At 74.2% G+C, this 18,317-nt stretch carries 19 protein-coding genes and 1 riboswitch; of the genes, 15 read left to right on the top strand and 4 right to left on the bottom strand.

The genetic code is table 11. The features are described from left to right. Window positions 1-5 precede the first annotated feature (5 nt). The 3 genes from fmt to ACL02O_RS09070 all read left to right on the top strand — a co-directional run bounded on the left by fmt (window position 6) and on the right by ACL02O_RS09070 (window position 4,488). On the top strand, window positions 6-932 hold the full coding sequence (fmt, locus tag ACL02O_RS09080; protein WP_412817543.1) for a methionyl-tRNA formyltransferase: 927 nt from the start codon (window positions 6-8) through the stop codon (window positions 930-932). Then, a complete protein-coding gene (locus tag ACL02O_RS09075) occupies window positions 929-2,506 on the top strand; it encodes an RsmB/NOP family class I SAM-dependent RNA methyltransferase (RefSeq protein ID WP_412817542.1) in 1,578 nt (525 codons plus the stop codon). The genes fmt and ACL02O_RS09075 overlap by 4 nt, the downstream gene beginning before the upstream one ends. A gap of 242 nt (window positions 2,507-2,748) precedes the next feature. After that, entirely contained in the window at window positions 2,749-4,488 is a 1,740-nt protein-coding gene (locus tag ACL02O_RS09070; RefSeq protein WP_412817541.1) for a M28 family peptidase, read from the top strand. A 44-nt stretch (window positions 4,489-4,532) separates the two neighbouring features. Here ACL02O_RS09070 and ACL02O_RS09065 read toward each other — a convergent pair whose 3' ends face one another. Further along, window positions 4,533-5,420 carry a septum formation family protein gene (locus ACL02O_RS09065; protein WP_412817540.1) on the bottom strand — a complete coding sequence of 296 codons (888 nt, stop codon included), beginning with the start codon at window positions 5,418-5,420 and terminating at the stop codon, window positions 4,533-4,535. A 122-nt stretch (window positions 5,421-5,542) separates the two neighbouring features. After that, window positions 5,543-6,430 (bottom strand): septum formation family protein, encoded by an 888-nt coding sequence (locus tag ACL02O_RS09060; RefSeq protein WP_412817539.1) that lies wholly within the window; start codon window positions 6,428-6,430, stop codon window positions 5,543-5,545. A 254-nt stretch (window positions 6,431-6,684) separates the two neighbouring features. On the opposite strand from ACL02O_RS09060, the gene rpe reads away from it, so the two are divergent. The 7 genes from rpe to ribH all read left to right on the top strand — a co-directional run bounded on the left by rpe (window position 6,685) and on the right by ribH (window position 12,881). Next, complete coding sequence (gene rpe / locus ACL02O_RS09055; RefSeq protein ID WP_412817538.1) at window positions 6,685-7,365, top strand: ribulose-phosphate 3-epimerase; 681 nt, start codon at window positions 6,685-6,687, stop codon at window positions 7,363-7,365. Window position 7,366: 1 nt separating this feature from the next. After that, the gene (locus tag ACL02O_RS09050) at window positions 7,367-8,323 is read left to right on the top strand and encodes a GGDEF domain-containing response regulator (protein ID WP_412817537.1); all 957 of its coding nucleotides are present in this window, start codon (window positions 7,367-7,369) and stop codon (window positions 8,321-8,323) included. 81 nt (window positions 8,324-8,404) lie between these two features. Next, a riboswitch (FMN riboswitch) is annotated at window positions 8,405-8,578 on the top strand. A gap of 168 nt (window positions 8,579-8,746) precedes the next feature. Beyond that, a complete protein-coding gene (gene ribD / locus ACL02O_RS09045) occupies window positions 8,747-9,808 on the top strand; it encodes a bifunctional diaminohydroxyphosphoribosylaminopyrimidine deaminase/5-amino-6-(5-phosphoribosylamino)uracil reductase RibD (protein ID WP_412817536.1) in 1,062 nt (353 codons plus the stop codon). Window position 9,809: 1 nt separating this feature from the next. Next, window positions 9,810-10,421, top strand: a complete 612-nt coding sequence (locus ACL02O_RS09040; RefSeq protein WP_412817535.1) for a riboflavin synthase — start codon at window positions 9,810-9,812, stop codon at window positions 10,419-10,421. Then, window positions 10,421-11,116, top strand: a complete 696-nt coding sequence (pnuC, locus tag ACL02O_RS09035; protein ID WP_412817534.1) for a nicotinamide riboside transporter PnuC — start codon at window positions 10,421-10,423, stop codon at window positions 11,114-11,116. Before ACL02O_RS09040 ends, pnuC begins: the two co-directional genes overlap by 1 nt. Further along, window positions 11,113-12,381, top strand: coding sequence for a bifunctional 3,4-dihydroxy-2-butanone-4-phosphate synthase/GTP cyclohydrolase II (locus ACL02O_RS09030; RefSeq protein ID WP_412817533.1), 1,269 nt, complete (start codon window positions 11,113-11,115; stop codon window positions 12,379-12,381). Before pnuC ends, ACL02O_RS09030 begins: the two co-directional genes overlap by 4 nt. Before the next feature lie 2 nt (window positions 12,382-12,383). Beyond that, window positions 12,384-12,881 (top strand): 6,7-dimethyl-8-ribityllumazine synthase, encoded by a 498-nt coding sequence (gene ribH / locus ACL02O_RS09025; RefSeq protein ID WP_412817532.1) that lies wholly within the window; start codon window positions 12,384-12,386, stop codon window positions 12,879-12,881. A gap of 239 nt (window positions 12,882-13,120) precedes the next feature. Here the strand turns inward: ribH and ACL02O_RS09020 are convergent, their stop codons facing one another. Both ACL02O_RS09020 and ACL02O_RS09015 read right to left on the bottom strand, forming a co-directional pair. Next, complete coding sequence (locus ACL02O_RS09020; protein WP_412817531.1) at window positions 13,121-14,470, bottom strand: MFS transporter; 1,350 nt, start codon at window positions 14,468-14,470, stop codon at window positions 13,121-13,123. Next, the gene (locus ACL02O_RS09015) at window positions 14,467-15,120 is read right to left on the bottom strand and encodes a winged helix-turn-helix domain-containing protein (protein WP_412817530.1); all 654 of its coding nucleotides are present in this window, start codon (window positions 15,118-15,120) and stop codon (window positions 14,467-14,469) included. Before ACL02O_RS09015 ends, ACL02O_RS09020 begins: the two co-directional genes overlap by 4 nt. A 172-nt stretch (window positions 15,121-15,292) precedes the next feature. Between ACL02O_RS09015 and ACL02O_RS09010 the strand changes: the two genes are divergently transcribed. The 5 genes from ACL02O_RS09010 (at window position 15,293) to ACL02O_RS08990 (ending at window position 18,189) form a co-directional block, all read left to right on the top strand. Next, entirely contained in the window at window positions 15,293-15,499 is a 207-nt protein-coding gene (locus tag ACL02O_RS09010) for a hypothetical protein (protein WP_412817529.1), read from the top strand. A gap of 109 nt (window positions 15,500-15,608) precedes the next feature. Continuing rightward, window positions 15,609-15,872 (top strand): phosphoribosyl-ATP diphosphatase, encoded by a 264-nt coding sequence (locus tag ACL02O_RS09005; RefSeq protein ID WP_459560882.1) that lies wholly within the window; start codon window positions 15,609-15,611, stop codon window positions 15,870-15,872. A gap of 48 nt (window positions 15,873-15,920) precedes the next feature. After that, window positions 15,921-16,766: an ATP phosphoribosyltransferase gene (gene hisG / locus ACL02O_RS09000; RefSeq protein ID WP_412817528.1), complete on the top strand. Its 846-nt coding sequence runs from the start codon at window positions 15,921-15,923 to the stop codon at window positions 16,764-16,766. Further along, on the top strand, window positions 16,763-17,722 hold the full coding sequence (locus tag ACL02O_RS08995; protein ID WP_412817527.1) for a DMT family transporter: 960 nt from the start codon (window positions 16,763-16,765) through the stop codon (window positions 17,720-17,722). Before hisG ends, ACL02O_RS08995 begins: the two co-directional genes overlap by 4 nt. After that, window positions 17,719-18,189 carry a PH domain-containing protein gene (locus ACL02O_RS08990; protein WP_412817526.1) on the top strand — a complete coding sequence of 157 codons (471 nt, stop codon included), beginning with the start codon at window positions 17,719-17,721 and terminating at the stop codon, window positions 18,187-18,189. Before ACL02O_RS08995 ends, ACL02O_RS08990 begins: the two co-directional genes overlap by 4 nt. Window positions 18,190-18,317: the final 128 nt, after the last annotated feature.

The following is an 18,317-nucleotide window of genomic DNA, read 5'->3' as shown; positions in this document are numbered from 1 at the left end:
CCCGGATGCGCCTGGTCTTCGCCGGTACCCCGGCCGTCGCCGTCCCCGCCCTGGACGCCATCGCCGCGTCCGGTCACGAGCTGCTGGCCGTGGTCACCCGGCCCGACGCGCCGGCCGGGCGGGGCCGGGGCCTGGTCCGCTCGCCCGTCGGGGCCTGGGCCGACGCGCACGGCGTCGAGGTGCTCACCCCGGCGAAGCCGCGCGAGCCGGAATTCCTGGACCGGCTCCGCGAGCTGGCCCCGGACTGCGTGCCGGTGGTCGCGTACGGTGCGCTGGTCCCGCCGGTGGCGCTGGAGATCCCCCGGCACGGCTGGATCAACCTGCACTTCTCGCTGCTGCCCGCGTGGCGCGGCGCCGCGCCCGTGCAGCACGCGGTGCTGCACGGCGACGAGCTGACCGGTGCCAGCGTGTTCCAGCTGGAGGAGGGGCTGGACACCGGCCCGGTGTACGGCACGGTGACCGACGAGGTCCGTCCCGGCGACACCTCCGGCGACCTGCTGGAGCGGCTCGCCCACTCCGGTGCCGGCCTGCTGGTGGCGGCGCTCGACGCGCTCGAGGCGGGCACGGCCCGGGCCGAGCCGCAGCCCGCTGACGGGGTGTCGCTCGCGCCGAAGCTGACCGTCGAGGACGCCCGGGTCCGCTGGGCCGACCCGGCGTTCGCCGTCGACCGGCGGATCCGTGCCTGCACGCCCGCCCCCGGCCCGTGGACCACCTTCCGCGGCGACCGGGTGAAGCTCGGCCCGGTCACCCCGCTGGCGAACGGCCCGGAGCTGAAGCCGGGCGAGCTGCTGGTCGAGAAGTCCCGCGTCCTCGCCGGCACGGCGACCGTGCCGGTGCAGCTCGGTGAGGTGCGGGCGGCCGGTAAGAAGGCGATGTCGGCGAGCGACTGGGCGCGCGGCGCCCGGGTCGCCGCCGGTGAGGTGCTCGCGTGACGGGGCCCGTCGAGCCCCGGGGTGACCGTTCCTCCGCCGCGGGCCCGCCCGGCGACCGCGACGGCCGTCCGGGTGCCGAGCGGCCCGCCGGGGGCGGGCGGGGCCAGCGGTACGGCGGTGGCGCCCGGTCCGGCGACGGCGGCCGGTTCGCCGGCGGGGACCGCTCCCGCGGGGGGCGCTCCGGCGCCGACCGGCGCGGCGGTCGCCCGGCCCGGCCCGCCGTCGACCTGCCCCGGCACGTGGCCTACCAGGCGATCGCCGCGGTGCACCGGGACGACGCGTACGCCAACCTGGTGCTACCGGCGATGCTGCGCGAGGAGGGGCTGACCGGCCGGGACGCGGCCTTCGCCACCGAGCTGACCTACGGCACGCTGCGTCACACCGGCACCCTGGACGCGATCATCACCGACGCGGCCGGGCGGGACGTGCAGCGGATCGACCCGCCGGTACGGGACGCGCTGCGGCTCGGTGCGTACCAGCTCCTGCACACGAGGGTGCCGGCGCACGCGGCGGTCTCCTCCACGGTGGACCTGGTCCGGGCCGTCGGCCCGGGCGCGACCGGGTTCGCCAACGCGGTGCTGCGCGAGGTGGCCGGCCGGGACAGCGACGGCTGGGTGACGAAGCTCGCCCCGTCGGCCGAGACCGACCCGATCGGGCACCTCGCGCTGGCGTACAGCCATCCGCAGTGGATCGTGCGCGCCTTCGCCGAGGCGCTCGGCGGTGACCTGGGCGAGACGACCCGGCTGCTGATCGAGGACAACGAGCGCCCCCCGGTGCACCTGTGCGCCCGGCCGGGCCTGGCCGACCCGGTGGAGCTGGCCGACGACGTCGGCGGCGCGCCCGGTGCCTTCTCGCCGTACGCGGTCTACCTGCCGGGCGGCGCGCCGGGCGAGCTGCCGGCGGTGGCGCAGGGACGCGCCCACGTCCAGGACGAGGGTTCCCAACTGGTGGCGAACGCCCTGGCCGTCGCGCCGCTGGACGGCCCGGACGGCCGCTGGCTGGACCTGTGTGCCGGCCCGGGCGGCAAGGCGGGCCTGCTCGGCGCCCTCGCCGCGCAGCGCGGCGCCCGGCTCACCGCCGTCGAGGTGGCCGAACACCGGGCCCGGCTGGTCGAACAGGCCACCCGCGGGCTGCCGGTGAACGTGCTGAACACCGACGGGCGCACGGTGGGCGCCGACCCGAAGCTGCCGGAGGGGCACTTCGACCGGGTGCTGGTCGACGCCCCGTGCACCGGGCTGGGCTCGCTGCGTCGCCGGCCGGAGTCCCGCTGGCGTCGCCAGCCGGCCGACCTGCCCCCGCTGACCCGGTTGCAGCGGGAGCTGCTCACCGCGGCGTTGCGCGCGGTGCGGCCCGGCGGCCTGGTCGCGTACGTCACCTGCTCGCCGCACACGGTGGAGACCCACGTGACGGTGACCGAGGCGTCCCGCCGCTGCGGCTTCCCGGTGGACTTCGTGGACGCCCGGCCGCTGCTGCCGGCCGGGATGCCCGGGCTCGGGGACGGGCCGACGGTGCAGCTCTGGCCGCAGCGCCACGGTACCGACGCGATGTTCCTGGCGGTGCTGCGCCGGGGCTGAGCCGGCCGTCGCTGAACCACCGACGACCCCGGGGCAGGTGACTGCCCCGGGGTCGCGTCGTGCCGGGCGGGGACATCCCGGCGAAGAGAGTGTTCAGGCGGGATGTGACGCACCGTTGACTCTTAGATTGATACATGTAACTGTTCCGATCACCGGTCCGTCGACGCCGGGGCTCTCACCGGAGCCCACGGGTCGCGCTCCACCCCGCCCGTACGCCCCGTCGACCCCCACGAGGAGTCTCCATGAGACGTGCCACCCCGACCGCGGGCCTCGCGCTCGCCCTCTTCGCCGCGATGACGGCGACCCTGGCGGGGACCGCCGCCTCCGCCGCCCCCGCCCCGGTGGCCGCGGCGCCCGCGCTGGCCGCCGCCGCACCGGACATCTCGGTGACCAACGTCCAGGCCCACCTGACCCAGCTCAACAGCATCGCCACCAGCAACGGCGGCACCCGGCGGGCCGGCTCTGCCGGCTACACCGCCTCGGTGGCGTACGTGAAGTCGAAGCTCCAGGCCGCCGGCTACACGGTCACCGAGCAGACCTGCACCACCTGCACCTACCCGGCGAGCAACCTGATCGCCGAGTGGCCGCAGGGCCCCGCCGACCAGGTGATCATGTTCGGCGCGCACCTGGACAGCGTCTCCGCCGGCCCGGGCATCAACGACAACGGCTCCGGCTCGGCCACCCTGCTGGAGAACGCCCTGGTGCTGGCGAGTCAGCACCCGACCATGACGAAGCGGGTCCGGTTCGCCTGGTGGAACGGCGAGGAGCAGGGACTGCAGGGCTCGAAGTACTACGTCGGCCAGCTCAGCTCGACCCAGAAGAGCTACATCAAGGCGTACTACAACTTCGACATGGTGGCCTCACCCAACGGCGGCTACTTCATCAACCGGGTCACCTCCACCACGGCCGCGCCGTTGAAGGCGTACTGGGACTCGTTCAACCTCCAGCCCGAGGAGAACACCGAGGGGCAGGGCCGCAGCGACGACTACTCGTTCGCCAACGCCGGCATCCAGACCTCCGGGTACGCCTCGGGAGCCAGCTACACCAAGACGTCCGCCCAGGCCGGCAAGTGGGGTGGCACCGCCGGGGCGGCGTACGACTCCTGTTACCACAAGTCCTGCGACACCACCAGCAACATCAACGCGACCATCCTCAACCGCAGCGCCGACGGCGTGGCCTACACGATCTGGCAGCTCGCGGTCGGCACCGGCACCCCGACCGACGACTTCTCCGTCGCGGTGAGCCCGACCTCCGGCAGCGTCGCCCGTGGCGGCTCCACCACCACGACGGTCAGCACCGCCACGACCAGCGGCAGCGCGCAGACGGTCAGCCTGTCCGCCACGGGCGCCCCGAGCGGGGTGACGGTGAGCTTCAGCCCGTCCTCGGTGACCTCGGGCGGCTCGGCCACCATGACGGTCAGCGCCTCGTCGACGGCCGCCACCGGCACGTACGCCATCACGGTCACCGGCACCGGCTCGGTCACCCACAGCGCCACCTACAGCCTCACCGTGACCGGCGCGGGTGGCTGCACCGGCGGCCAGATCATCGCCAACAGCAGCTTCGAGTCGGGCAGCGCGCCGTGGAGCGCCACCGCGGGTGTGATCACCAGCTCGTCCAGCCAGCCGGCCCGGACCGGGTCGTACAAGGCGTGGCTGGACGGGTACGGCAGCTCGCACACCGACACGCTGTCGCAGTCGGTGACCCTGCCGGCCGGGTGCGGCAGCTACACCCTCGCCTTCTGGCTGCACATCGACACGTCGGAGACGACCTCGTCGATCGCGTACGACAAGCTGACCGTGCAGGTCGGTGGCGTCACGCTGGCGACGTACTCGAACCTCAACAAGGCCGCCGGCTACACCCAGCGCACCTTCGACCTGGCCGGGTACGCCGGGCAGACGGTGACGCTGAAGTGGACCGGCGTCGAGGACGCGTCCCTGCAGACCAGCTTCGTCATCGACGACGTGACGCTGCAGGTCGGCTAGGCGGCTCCCCGGGGCGGGGCGGGCGGTGGTCCGTCCCGCCCCGCTCACCGGAGCGGCAGCCCCTTGCTGCCCGCGCCCTTGAGCGAGCGGGTGAGCGTGCGGTCCGACAGCCACAGGAAGCACTGGATGCCCCGGTTGCCGTCCTTCCACTCCTCCTCGAACGGGTGGTAGATGATCGTGCCGGCGCGGTACCGCATGTCGCTGTTGTCCGGCACCTTGGCGTACTTGGCGATCAGGCTGCGGCACGCCTTGTGCGCGCGCCCCGAGGTGCGCTGGAACTCCGCGTACGAGATGTCCGGGAACTGGTAGATCCCGACGAACTCGGCGTGATGCTTGGCGGTGCAGGCGACCGGCCGCATCTCCTCGATGTCGTCCTTGGCCAGCTTGGGGTTGAAGCAGCCGAAGGTCAGCGGCGAGCCCGGCTTGAGCGCCCCCCGCAGGCTGCCGGTGCGCGGGGTGACACTGCCGTCGTCGAGGCTGGCGACCTCGTAGACGTCGCAGCGGAACCAGCGGGCCCCGCCCGCCCACGCCGACCCCGACGGGAAGACGACGGAGAGCTGCAGTCGCCCCGAGCGCCAGTCCGCCCCGACGGCCTTGTTCACCTGCCGGTCGCACTCCGCCCGCGCGGTGTGCACCCCGTTCGATCCGGCGCGCGGCGGCGTCGACCGGTCGGCGTCCGGCCCGGTCAGAGTGCCCACGTGCAGGGTCTCGACCCGGTGCTGGGTGGCGCAGTCGACCGGGTTGTAGCCACTGAGGTAGCCGATGTCCTGGACGATGGGGTGGCAGGCGCCGGCCTCCGGCACGAAGGCCTTTGCGGCCGGCAGCGCCGGCCAGTCGTCGGCCAGGTCCCGGTCCACCCCGGCTGGCACGCCGCACCCGGCGAGCGCCAGTACCGCCGTCACGGCCACGGCCGCCGTCAACCATCGCCGCATCGCACCGACCTCCCCGTCGTCGTGGTCGCGGCTTCGACCGTTCCGGCTCGGGCGCGTTCGACGCCGCGCGGCGACCCGGAAACGGTGCACTGCCACGGCGGTGCAGCATACGGCACCGGGGCTCAGGAGATGGGTAGTCCCTGCGGCCCGACCCCGCGCATCGAACGGGTCAGCTTCCGGTCGTCGCTCCACAGGAAACAGCGCACCCCGCGGTCGCCCTCCTCCCACTCGCGCTGCGACGGCGGGTAGAAGATCGAGCCGGCCCGGTACTGCAGCTCGTCGTTGTCCGGCACGTTCGCGAAGGCGGCGATGAGCGTCATGCAGCGGCGGTGCGCCTGCGGAGCGGACCGGGTGAACTGGTCCCAGCTCATGTCGTGTTCCTCGTAGACGCCGACGAACTCGGCGCGGTGCGGCTCGGTGCAGAGCACCGGGGCCATGTAGTTGAGGTTGTCGCCGATCAGCTTCGGGTCGAAGCAGCGGTGTACGAGGGGGTTGTCGCCGACCAGCGCGCCGCGCAGGCTGCCCACCCGGTTCACCGGACGGGTGTTGTCGATGCTGTCGGTCTCGGCGAGATCGCAGCGGTACCAGCGCGCCCCGGACAGCCAGGCGGTCACCGAGGGCAGCGCGATGTTCATGGTCAGCCGGGCGGCGTGCCAGTCGCCACCGATGACCTGCCGGGCCCGCTGGTCGCACTCGGCCCGGGCCACCCGCAGCGCGGGGGAGCCGGGCTCGGGGCGGGTGCCGGCCGCGGCGGCCCCGGCGAAGGTGCCGACGTGCACCACCTCGGCGAGGTGGCTGCGCACGCAGTCCACCGTCTCGTACGTCCCGGCCTGCACCACGGCCGTGATCCGCAGGAGGCAGGCGTCGGTCTCGGGCACGAACAACCGGGGTGTCGGCAGCGCGGGCCAGTCGTCGGTCAGGTCACCGTCGGCCCGATGGGTCTGGACGCAGCCACCCAGGACCACCGTCGCCGTGCCGGCCAGCGCCAGCGCCAGGAGCCACCGTCGCATCGTCCGCCCTTCCCGGGAGATACAGCCGGTCGCCGCGGCCCGTACGGCGTTCTCCGCCACCGGGCGTGGAGCATACGTGACCGTCCCCGTTGGAGTTTCGCCGTCTTTCAGCCGATCGGCCAGCCGCGCTTGACTTCTCGTTCCGAATTTCGCTCCGGACGGGCCTGTTCGGCACCCGGGGTCACCTCTGGATCACAGCTGGTGCCCGTCGGTGCCGCGCGGTCGGCGGGTGGCCGCGTTCGTACACTGGCCCCGTGACCGTACCGCCGCCGATCGTCGCCCCCAGCATCCTGGCCGCCGATTTCTCCCGCCTCGCCGACGAGGTGCGCGCCGTCGAGCACGCCGCCGACTGGCTGCACGTCGACGTCATGGACAACCACTTCGTGCCGAACCTGACCATCGGGCTGCCGGTGGTGCAGAGCCTGCGCGCGGCGACCGAGCTCCCCTTCGACGTGCACCTCATGATCGAGGAGCCGCGCCGCTGGGCGCCCGGGTACGCCGACGCCGGCGCGTACAACGTCACGTTCCACGCCGAGGCCTGCGACGACCCGGTGGCGCTGGCCAAGGACCTCCGCTCGGCCGGCGCCAAGGCGGGGCTGGCCATCGACCGGGACACCCCGATCGAGCCGTACCTGGAGCTGCTGCCCAGCTTCGACACGCTGCTGATCATGACGATCAAGGCCGGCTTCGGCGGGCAGCGATTCATCCCGCAGCTGCTGGACAAGGTGCGCGCCGCCCGCCAGCACGTCGCGAGCGGGCACCTGGAGCTGCGGATCGAGGTCGACGGTGGGATCGCCGCCGACACCATCGAACAGGCCGCCGCGGCGGGCGCCGACGCCTTCGTGGCCGGCACCGCCGTCTACGGCGCCGGCGACCCCGCCGAGGCGGTGCGCCGGCTGCGGGGCCTGGCGGAACGCGCGATGACCGGGGCCTGACATGGACCCGGCCGGCGACCGACCCGACGTCATCCTGGTCGTCGACGACGACGCGGACATCGCCCGATTCGTCGAGTTCAACCTGCGGCTGCACGGCTTCGAGGTGCTGCACGCCAGCGACGGCCAGGAGGCCCTGGAGGTCATCGAGCGGCAGCGGCCGGACCTGGCCGTGGTGGACCTGATGATGCCCCGGATCGACGGCCTGGAGCTGACCCGCCGGCTGCGGGCCGACCCGATGACCTCGGCCCTGCCGGTGATCATGCTGACCGCCAAGGGCATGACCGTCGACAAGGTCAACGGCCTCGCCGCGGGCGCCGACGACTATCTGGTCAAGCCCTTCGACACCGCCGAGCTGGTCGCCCGCGTCAGCTCGACGCTGCGCCGCAACAAGGAGTTCCGGGAGGTCTCCCCGCTGACCGGGCTGCCCGGCAACAGCCGGATCCGCCGGGAGATCAGCGACCGGGTCCGCAGCGGCGTCGACTACGCCGTCGGCTACATCGACATCGACCGGTTCAAGAGCGTCAACGACCGGTACGGCTTCGTGCGGGGCGACGAGTTCATCTCCGCCCTCGCCGGCAGCCTGCACCGCGCGGTGGTCTCGATCGGGCTGCCGCCGGCCTTCCTCGGCCACGTCGGCGGCGACGACTTCGTCATCGTCTGCACCCCCGCCCAGATCCGGCCGCTGACCAGCCGGGCCGTGGTCGACTTCGAGAAGGCCGCCGACGCCCTCTACGACCCGACCGACCGGGAGCGCGGCTTCGTCGAGCTGAAGGACCGGCGCGGCAACATCCGGCGGGCCGCCCTGGTCACCCTCTCCATCGGGGTCTCCCTCTCCGACGCCGACAAACGGTTCACCGATCCCCTCGAGGCGATCGCGGTGGCGTCCGAGATGAAAACGGTCGCCAAGAGTCAACCCGGGTCGTACGTCGCGGTCGACCGGCGTAGGGGCGTACCGTGACACCCCTGTTCTCCCTGTGAGGTAGCTCGCCTCTCTGGCGCCATCCCCCGCCGAACGTGTAAGACTTCCCCTATACCCACCACGCGCTGGCGGGGCTCGGTGAAATTCCGAACCGGCGGTGATCCACGGCCCGACCGTGGTAAGCCCGCGACCCGGACGGCTTCGGCCGGACGGTGGACCTGGTGAGAATCCGGGGCCGACGGTTGGGGAGCGGCTCGTCCGCACCCCAGACAGTCCGGATGGGAGACAGCGCGCGGGACGGGGAGGCCCCTGCCGGCCGCCGCCTTGTCGGCTGCCGTCCGGGCTCCCCGGGGTCGGCTCCGCCGTCCCCGGGATCTCCGCCGCCGCGTGTCCGCGGCACCCGTGCCGCCACCTCCCGCCCAGCCCGCGCGCGACCGGCGAGCGAGAGGGCAGGGGCAGGCGATGGCAAGCGTCTCCGTCGACGAGGCGATGCGTCGTGCGATCGTGCTGGCCGCCCGCGGCCTGGGCACCACCAGCCCCAACCCGGTCGTCGGCTGCGTGCTCCTCGACCCGGACGGCGAGGTCGTCGGGGAGGGATTCCACGCGTACGCCGGCGGTCCGCACGCCGAGATCGTCGCCCTCGCCCAGGCCGGCCGGCGCGCCCGCGGCGGGACCGCCGTGGTCACCCTGGAACCCTGCGACCACACCGGCCGCACCGGCCCGTGCAGCCATGCGCTCATCGCGGCGGGCGTCGCCCGCGTCGTGGTCGCCGTGCCGGACCCCAACCCGGTCGCCTCCGGCGGCGCGGCCACCCTGCGCGCCGCCGGGGTCGAGGTCGAGATGGGGGTACGCACCGAGGAGGCCGAGGCCGGCAACATCGCCTGGCTCACCTCGATGCGCCGCGGCTGGCCGTACGTGATCTGGAAGTACGCGGCCACCCTCGACGGGCGGTCCGCCGCCGCCGACGGCACCAGCATGTGGATCACCTCGGAGGCGGCCCGGATCGACGTGCACGCCCTGCGCGGCACCGTCGACGCGGTGATCGCCGGGGTGGGCACCGTGCTCGCCGACGACCCCCGGCTCACCGCCCGCAACCTGCGCGACGGCACCCTGGCCATCCGGCAGCCGCTGCGCGTGGTGGTGGACAGCTCTGGGCGTACCCCGGCCGACGCCCGGGTCCGCGACGGCGCCGCCCGGACCTGGGTCGCCACCGCGGCCGAGGTCGGCGCCGGCCCGGACGGCCGGGTCGACCTGCCGGCGCTGCTGGCGGAGCTGCACCACCGCGGCGTCCGGGCCGCCCTGCTGGAGGGCGGTCCCCGGCTGGCCGGCGCGTTCCTCGCCGCCGGCCTGGTCGACAAGATCGTCGGGTACGTCGCGCCGAAGCTGCTCGGCGCCGGCCCCACCGCGCTGCTCGACGCGGGCGTGACGACCATCGCCGGCGCCATCGACCTGGAGCTCACCGACGTTACGCAGATCGGTCCCGACCTGCGGATCACCGCGCTGCCCTGGAAGAGGGAGGCCTGACATGTTCACCGGCATCGTCGAGGAGCTGGGCGAGATCGTCCGGACCACCGACACGGGAGGCGACTCCGCGCTGGTCGCCATCCGTGGCCCGCTGGTCACCTCGGACGCCCGGCACGGCGACTCCATCGCGGTCAACGGGGTCTGCCTGACCGTGGTCGACGTCGACGGCGGCGTCTTCACCGCCGACGTGATGGGGGAGACCCTGCGCCGCACCGCGCTCGGCGCGCTGCGGCCGGGCGACCCGGTCAACCTGGAACGCGCCGCCGCGCTGGGCAGCCGGCTCGGCGGGCACATCGTGCAGGGGCACGTCGACGGGGTCGGCGAGGTCGTCTCCCGGGAGCCGGCCGCGCAGTGGGAGACGGTCCGCTTCCGGCTGCCCGCCGCGCTCGCCCGGTACGTGGTGGAGAAGGGCTCGGTCACCGTCGACGGCGTCTCGCTGACCGTCGCCGAGGTCGGCGACGACTGGTTCGCCGTCGGGCTGATCCCGACCACCCTCAAGCTCACCACCCTGGGCGCCAAGGGTGCCGGCGACCCGGTCAACCTCGAGGTGGACGTGCTGGCCAAGTACGTCGAGCGGCTGCTCGGCGACCGGCAGGCGGGCGGTGTCCGCTGATGGGCCCGCTCGGCTGGCTGCTCGACACCCAGGTCCAGGTCGCCGGCTCGCCGGTGCTGGTCCGGGAGATCGTCGGCAACGTCTTCGGTCTCGCCTCCGCGCTGCTCGGGCTGCGCCGCCTGGTCTGGGCCTGGCCGGTCGGCATGATCGGCAATGCGCTGCTGTTCACCGTCTTTCTCGGTGGGGTGTTCGCCACCCCGCAGGCACACGACCTCTACGGCCAGGCCGGCCGGCAGGTCTTCTTCTTCGCGGTCAGCGTCTACGGCTGGTGGCGCTGGTCGCGCAACCGGCGCTCCGACGGTGGGGAACAGCCCGCGGTCGTCCCGCGCTGGGCGACCTGGCGGGAGCGGCTCGGCCTGCTCGCCGCCGCCGCGGCCGGCACCGCCGCCGCGTACCCGGTGCTGGCCGCGCTCGGCTCGTGGGGGCCGCTGCCGGACGCCTGGATCCTGGTCGGCAGCCTGCTGGCCACCTACGGCATGGCCCGCGGCTGGGTGGAGTTCTGGCTGATCTGGATCGCCGTGGACGCCGTCGGCGTACCGCTGCTGCTGCAGGGCGGCTTCTACCCGTCGGCCGCCATGTACCTGGTCTACGGCGGGTTCTGCGTGGCCGGCCTGGCCGCCTGGTGGCGGACCTCCCGGGCCACCCCGCCCGCCCGCACCCCGATCCCGCCGACGTACTCGGAGGCCGTCGCATGACCAGCACCTTTGGCAGCATCGAGCAGGCGGTGGCGGACATCGCCGCCGGCCGGCCCGTCGTCGTGGTGGACGACGAGGACCGGGAGAACGAGGGCGATCTGATCTTCGCGGCCGAACTGGCCACCCCGGAGCTGGTCGCGTTCATGGTCCGGTACACCTCGGGCTACATCTGCGTGCCGCTCACCGAGAGCGAGTGCGACCGGCTGGACCTGCCGCCCATGCACCACACCAACCAGGACCGGCGGGGCACCGCCTACACGGTGACGGTGGACGCCCGAGAGGGGGTCAGCACCGGCATCTCGGCCGCCGACCGGTCGCACACCATCCGGCTGCTCGCCGACGCCGGCACCGACCCGACCGACCTGGCCCGCCCCGGTCACGTGGTGCCGCTGCGCGCCCGCGAGGGTGGGGTGCTGCGCCGCCCCGGGCACACCGAGGCGGCCGTCGACCTGACCCGGCTGGCCGGGCTGCGCCCCGCCGGGGTGCTCTGTGAGCTGGTCAACGACGACGGCACCATGATGCGCCTGCCGGACCTGGGGAAGTTCTGCGCCGAGCACGGGCTGACCCTGGTCACCATCGCCGACCTGATCGCCTACCGGCGGCGCACCGAGAAGCAGGTGGAGCAGGCCGCCGAGGCGCGGATGCCCACCCCGTACGGGGTGTTCCGGGCGCTCGGCTACCGCAGCGACTTCGACTCGGCCGAGCACGTGGCGCTGGTCATGGGCGATCTCGGCGACGGACGGGACGTGCTGGTCCGGGTGCACTCCGAGTGCCTCACCGGGGACGTCTTCGGCTCGCTGCGCTGCGACTGCGGCCCGCAGCTGCAGGCCGCCCTGGCCCGGGTGGCCCGGGAGGGTCGCGGCGTGGTCCTCTACGTGCGCGGGCACGAGGGGCGCGGCATCGGGCTGCTGCACAAGCTCCAGGCGTACCAGCTCCAGGACCAGGGCCGGGACACCGTGGACGCGAACCTCGACCTGGGCCTGCCCGCCGACGCCCGCGACTACGGCACCGGCGCGCAGATCCTCTACGATCTCGGCGTCCGCTCGATGCGGCTGCTGACCAACAACCCGGCCAAGCGGGCCGGCCTGGAGGGGTACGGCCTCACGGTGAGCGGCCGCGAGGGGCTGCCCATCCGGTCGAACCCCGAGAACGTGCGGTACCTGCGGACCAAGCGGGACCGGATGGGCCACCTCCTGGAGGGGCTGGACGAGGTGACCGAGGCGCCGATGGGCCGTCCGGTCGCCGGCGACGAGATCGGAGCGTAGGCATGGCGGGTTTCGGGGAACCGGGCGTCACCGCGGTGGACGCCGCCGGGCTGACCGTCGGCATCGTGGCCGCGCGGTGGCACGGCGACCTCACCGACCACATGGTCGACCGGGCGGTGGCCGCCGCCGAGGCGTGCGGCGCGCGGTCCGTGGTGGCCCGGGTGGCCGGCTCGGTGGAGCTGCCCGTGGTGGCCCAGGCGATGGCCCGCCGGTACGACGTGGTGGTGGCGCTCGGCGTGGTCGTGCGGGGCGCGACGGCGCACTTCGACTACGTCTGCCAGTCGGTGACCGAGGGGCTGACCCGGGTGGCCCTGGACGAGGGCAAGCCGGTGGCGCACGGGGTGCTCACCGTGGAGACCATCGAGCAGGCCCGGGACCGGGCCGGCCTGCCCGGGTCGGCGGAGGACAAGGGCTGGGCGGCCACCGTCGCGGCGCTGGACGCCGCCCTGGCCATCCGCGGCCTCGACGCCACCAACGGTCGTCGGGTCGGCTTCGCCTGACCGGCCCCGGCCGGTCGACGCGGGCCGGCTCGGGTCGGTTGACCGACTGCCGGTCAGTCGGCTGTGCGTGCAGGACCTCGGCAGCGAGGGCGCGCACCGCGCTCCGGCGTGGTGGGTGCGAGTAGGCGGCCGGGGGTGGCGGCGGTGGGTTGAGCCGGGTCGACGAGTGGACCCGGCCGAGGCGGCGGCCTCCGGTACTGCCGGACACCGCCACCTCGGCGCGACGTGGCGCGGCGGAGCTACCCGGCGGTGACGCCGACCGGAGCCGGCTGCTCGGCCGGCGTCGGCTCGGTCGCCGAGCCGGCCGGTGCGGTGAGGCGGCGGCCGGTGAGCAGGTAGCCGGCGGTGGCCAGCAGCAGCGCCCCGGTCGCCGCGAACAGCAGCCGGTAGTCGACCAGGCCGACGAGCAGCGCGCCCGCCCCGATCGCCACTGCCTGCGGCCCGCTCGCGAGGGCGTCCAGCGAGGCCGAGGCCCGGCCCACCAGGTCGGCCGAGGTGCGCCGCTGCACCAGGGTCATGGTGCCCACCATTCCGATCGGCAGCCCGAGCCCGACCAGCGCGCTGCCGGCCACCGCGAGCACGAGAGCGGGCCGGACCAGGGCCAGGTCGCCGGCGGCGAGGGCGGCCACGCCGAGCGCCATGGCGCCCAGCTCCCCGAACCGGCGTACCAGCGCGGCCGAGGCGACTCCGCCGACCAGGCCACCGATCCCCTGCAGGGAGACCAGCACGCCGAGGAAGGCCGGCTCCCGTCCGAGCCCCTGGTCCACGTACGCGAACCAGAGCGTCTCCGCGAAACCCAGCGCGATGGTGGCCACCACGACCGCGACCAGCGCCCGGCGCAGCGCCGGCTCGTCCACCAGGTGCCGGATCCCGGCGACCAGCTCGCCGCGCCCACCGGCGGCCCCGACCTGGACCGTGGGTGCGGCCGACGCCCCGGCCGCCCCGACGCCCGTGGTGGCGGTGGCGGCCGACCCGATGCCGTCATCCGCGACCGTCGCCGCGGCCGTGGCCGCGCTCGAATCCGCAGCCACCCGGCGCAGCGTCAGGCCGATCGCGGCTGCCGCCAGGAATCCGAGCGCGCAGGCGCCGGCCAGCGCCGGACCGCCGAGCAGCACGTAGAGGCCGGCGCCGAGCAGCGGACCGGCCAGCCGCAGCCCCTGCTTGACGGTCTGCGAGACGCCGTTGGCGTCGGGCAGCAGCTCCGCCGGGACCAGCTCCTGCACGAGCGCGGTGACGGTCGCGCCGAGCGCGATGTAGGAGAGGCCGTAGCCGACGGCGACCGCGTAGACCACCCAGAGCCGGTCGGCGTCGTGGACGGTGAGCAGCGGCAGCAGCAGCGCGGCGGTGACCGCGTTGAGCGCCACGAAGAGGGTCCGGCGGGGCGTCCGGTCGACCAGCCAGCCGGCCAGCGGAGCGAGCACCATCGGCGTGACCAGCGCGACGAGCGTGGCGCCGGCCAGCCCGTCCGATCCGGTCAGGTCCTTCACCCACACGGCGAGGGCCAGCAGGAGGACCGATTCGGCGGCCATGCTGACGGTCAGCGCGGCGAAGAAGAGCCGGAAGTCCGGCCGGCGCAGCAGTTGTCTCATCGTTCCCCGTTCCCCTCCGCGTCGGCTCCACCGACGACCGGTCCGTGTTCCACTGCTCCGTCGGCGGCGCCGACGACTGGGCCGTCGACCTCGGGAACCCCCCAGGCCATCAGCCGCACCGGCCGGGATCCGGGCGGGCGGGCCGCCGGGTCGCCGAGCCGGTCCAGGTGGCGCCCGAACAGCGCCCGGGTCTCCTCCTGCAACTCGCCGAGCTCCTCCGGGGTGCACCAGGTGAGGAACTGGTTGAAGAAGCCGGCATCACGCCAGGCGGGGCTTTGCTGGCGGCGGGCCGCCATCCAGTCCCAGAGCTTGCGGTATTCCAGGTCGAGCAGGACCCGGGCGGCCGCGTCGCCGGCCCTGGCCAGTTCGGGACTCTCCTCGCCCTCGCCCCACTGGTGCCCGTCGGTGACCAGCCGCCACGGCCGCTGCCGGCCGGTGCCGCCTCCGGCCTCGGCGACGAAGCCGTACTTGGCGAGCTGGCGCAGGTGCCAGGAGCAGTTGGCCGGGCTCTCGCCGACCCGCTCGGCCACCTGGGTGGCGGTCAACGGGCCGTACAGCCCGACCACGTCGAGGATGCGCAGCCGCAGCGGGTGGGTGAAGGCGCGCAGCGTGTCGACGTCGGTGATCTCGCGGGGTCGCTGCTCGGTCATGCGTCGAAGGTTACCTTTCGAAGGATGTCTTTCGAAAGACCTACTTTTACTCGCCTTCGTGATTGACCGCGTCGTGGTTGCGCCACCCGGGAGGCGGTGCTGGCCGCCCTCAACGCCCCGCCTCCCGACTGGTGGGAGCGGTTGACCGAGATCACAGCACCCGACCCTGGTGGTGGCCGGCGGTCCCGCCAGCCACCTGCCGCAGGACCGGCTCGCCGCGCCGGCCGCCCGCATCCCCGCCGCCCGACTGGTCACCGTCGACGCCGGCCACGCGATCCCCGCCACCCGCCCCGCCGACCTCAGCGCCGCCGTCCGCGACTTCCTGCCGACCACGGATCGACCGGGCGACCCGCCGGGCTGGCGGCCTGCCACGCCATGATCAGCCTGGCCGGGCGGGTCGAGGGGGCGCGGGGAGGGCGGTGAGATGAGCGACCCGGGCGGACCCCGGGGCCGGTGGTCACCGCGTGCGGCTGGAAGAATCGCCTTCCGTGAAGACGTTCGAGGAGTTGTTCGCCGAGCTGCAGGCCAAGGCCGCCGCCGGCACCCCGGGCTCGGGCACGGTCGCCGCGCTCGAGAAGGGCGTGCACTTCATTGGCAAGAAGGTCGTCGAGGAGGCGGCCGAGTCGTGGATGGCCGCCGAGCACGAGGGTCCCGAGCGGGCCGCCGAGGAGATCTCCCAGCTGCTCTACCAGGCTCAGGTGCTGATGATCGCCACCGGTCTCGAGCTGAAGGACGTCTACCGACATTTGTGAGTGCACCCGTCCGCTGATCACCCGATCGATCGAAGGAGCACTCCACCCATGCTGCGTGTCGCCGTACCGAACAAGGGCGCGCTGGCCGAGTCGGCCGCCCAGATGCTGCGTGAGGCGGGCTACCGCCAGCGCACCGACCCGAAGGACCTGGTCTGCCGGGACGAGTCCAACGACATCGAGTTCTTCTACCTGCGCCCCAAGGACATCGCCACCTACGTCGGCTCCGGTGACCTCGACGTCGGCATCACCGGCCGGGACCTGCTGGTCGACTCCGGCGCGCCGGCCGAGGAGATCGTCGACCTGAACTTCGGCCGGGCCACCTTCCGGTTCGCCGCCCGCCCCGACGACGTCGACTCGGTGCAGCAGCTCGGCGGACACCGGATCGCCACCGCCTACCCCGGGCTGGTGGAGCGGCACCTGGCCGAGCTGGGCGTCAAGGCCGAGGTGATCCGCCTGGACGGCGCGGTGGAGAACGCCATCCGTCTCGGCGTCGCCGACGTGGTCGCCGACGTGGTGGAGACCGGCGCCACCCTGCGCCAGGCCGGCCTGGTGGTCTTCGGTGACCCGCTGCTGCGCTCCTCGGCGGTGCTGGTCCGCCGGGTCGGCGCGCTCGGCTGCGGCCAGCAGGAGCAACTGCTGCGCCGGCTGCACGGCGTGCTGGTCGCCCGCCGCTACGTGATGCTCGCCTACGACGTGCCGGCCGGCCTGCTGGACCGGGCCAGCTCGCTCACCCCCGGCATCGAGTCGCCGACCGTCTCCCCGCTGCACCGCGAGGGCTGGGTCGCCGTGCAGGCGATGGTCCTGCGCGACGACGTGCACCGGATCATGGACGAGCTCTACGAGCTGGGTGCCCGGGCCATCCTGGTCACCAACATCCACGCCTGCCGGCTGTGAGGCCGCTGCCGGCCCCGGCCGCCCTTGCCGTGGTGGGCCTGGGCGGCGTGGCCTCGGCGGCACAGGGAGTGGTCAACGCGGAGCTGGGGGAGCGGGCCGGCGACCCGATCCTGGGCGCCGTGGTCAACAACCTCGGCGGCTGCCTGCTGGTGCTGCTCGGGCTGGTCGCCCTTCCGTCGATGCGTGCCGGGCTGGCCGGGCTGCGCCGTTCCGGTCTGCCCTGGTGGGCGTACCTGGGCGGGCTGGGTGGCGCGGCGATCGTGCTGATCGCCCCGTTCGTCGTACCGGCCCTCGGGGTGGCGATCTTCACCATCGCCCAGGTGGCCGGCGGCAGCCTCGGCGGCCTCGCCGTCGACCGGGCCGGAGTGGCCGCGACGGGTCGGCTGCCGCTCACCGCGCCCCGGGTCGTCGGGGCGCTGGCCGGGATCGCCGCGGTGACCCTGGCCCAGCTCGGCCGGCCGGTCGGTGACCTGGCGGTGGGGCTGGTGCTGCTCTCGGTCGCCGGCGGCCTCGCGGTGGCCCTGCAGTCCGCCCTGAACGGGCGGGTCTCCGCCGCCGTCGGTTCGGCCGCCGGGCTGGCGGTGAACTTCGCGGTCAGCACCTCGGCGATCGCGGCGGTGGCGACGCTGGCCGGCGTGCTGGCCACCGGCCCGAACTGGCCGTCCCAGTGGTGGCTCTACAGCGGCGGCCTGTTCGGCGTCGGCATCGTGCTCTCCCTGCTGATCGGGGTCCGGGCCGCCGGTGTGCTGCGGACCGGCCTGGCCCTGGTCGCCGGGCAGCTCGGGGGCGCGCTGCTGCTGGATTTGCTCCGGCCGGGCGGTCCCGGGGCGCGCCTGCCGGTGCTGTTCGGCGCCGTCCTCACCCTGTCGGCGGTGCTGGTGGCCTCGGCGCGGCGGCGTCCGGTCCGTGTGGCGGCGGAACGTGCACCGGAACCGGATGGCAGACTGGTCGGGTGAGCGATTCCGTGGTGACCGTACGTCCGCGCCGGATCCGCCTGGTCTGCTGGGCGTCGGCCGTCGCCCTGGTGGTGGTGTTCAGCGCGGTGGCCACCTCGCTGCGGGGCTCGCTCGGCGACGGGTACGGCACCTTCCAGCGTGGCGACCAGCTCGCCATGGTCGGGCTGGGCGTCTTCGGGGCCCTCGGCATCCTGCTCTTCACCCGGCCCCGGGTGGTGGCCGACGCCAAGGGCGTCCGGGTCCGCAACGTGATCGGCTCGTACGAGCTGCCCTGGGAGGTGATCCGCGGGGTCCGGTTCGACCGGGGTGCCCCGTGGGCCAGCCTGGAGCTGCACGACGACGACCTGCTGCCGATGGTTGCCCTGCAGGCCGCCGACAAGGAGCGCGCGGTGGAGGCCGTCCGCGCACTGCGCCGCCTCCACCAGGCCCACCCGGCCACCCCCGCCGCCGACCCCACCCCCCGCTGATTCCCCGGGCGAGGCACCCCGCCCGCCCGTCCGAGGTCGCTGATTCACGGAATTAGTGGCCATCCAGCGCTGGATGGCCACTAATTCCGTGAATCAGGCCCGGCGCGTCCCGCGGGGTAGGGAGGCCG

The sequence above is a fragment of the Micromonospora mangrovicola genome, assembly GCF_047200535.1.
Classification (GTDB): Bacteria; Actinomycetota; Actinomycetes; order Mycobacteriales; family Micromonosporaceae; genus Micromonospora.
Note: the sequence above shows the minus strand (reverse complement) of the source record. Positions and strands in the feature narration are given on the sequence as shown.

Excerpts from the sequence above, each read along its gene's own strand:
- ACL02O_RS09060 (WP_412817539.1), bottom strand. The coding sequence starts at position 6,430 with ATGCGACGGTGGCTCCTGGCGCTGGCGCTGGCCGGCACGGCGACGGTG.
- ribD (WP_412817536.1), top strand. The coding sequence starts at position 8,747 with ATGGCAAGCGTCTCCGTCGACGAGGCGATGCGTCGTGCGATCGTGCTG.
- ACL02O_RS09070 (WP_412817541.1), top strand. The coding sequence starts at position 2,749 with ATGAGACGTGCCACCCCGACCGCGGGCCTCGCGCTCGCCCTCTTCGCC.
- ribH (WP_412817532.1), top strand. The coding sequence starts at position 12,384 with ATGGCGGGTTTCGGGGAACCGGGCGTCACCGCGGTGGACGCCGCCGGG.
- fmt (WP_412817543.1), top strand. The coding sequence starts at position 6 with ATGCGCCTGGTCTTCGCCGGTACCCCGGCCGTCGCCGTCCCCGCCCTG.
- pnuC (WP_412817534.1), top strand. The coding sequence starts at position 10,421 with ATGGGCCCGCTCGGCTGGCTGCTCGACACCCAGGTCCAGGTCGCCGGC.
- hisG (WP_412817528.1), top strand. The coding sequence starts at position 15,921 with ATGCTGCGTGTCGCCGTACCGAACAAGGGCGCGCTGGCCGAGTCGGCC.
- ACL02O_RS09065 (WP_412817540.1), bottom strand. The coding sequence starts at position 5,420 with ATGCGGCGATGGTTGACGGCGGCCGTGGCCGTGACGGCGGTACTGGCG.
- ACL02O_RS09040 (WP_412817535.1), top strand. The coding sequence starts at position 9,810 with ATGTTCACCGGCATCGTCGAGGAGCTGGGCGAGATCGTCCGGACCACC.
- ACL02O_RS09030 (WP_412817533.1), top strand. The coding sequence starts at position 11,113 with ATGACCAGCACCTTTGGCAGCATCGAGCAGGCGGTGGCGGACATCGCC.
- ACL02O_RS09015 (WP_412817530.1), bottom strand. The coding sequence starts at position 15,120 with ATGACCGAGCAGCGACCCCGCGAGATCACCGACGTCGACACGCTGCGC.
- ACL02O_RS09020 (WP_412817531.1), bottom strand. The coding sequence starts at position 14,470 with ATGAGACAACTGCTGCGCCGGCCGGACTTCCGGCTCTTCTTCGCCGCG.
- ACL02O_RS09050 (WP_412817537.1), top strand. The coding sequence starts at position 7,367 with ATGGACCCGGCCGGCGACCGACCCGACGTCATCCTGGTCGTCGACGAC.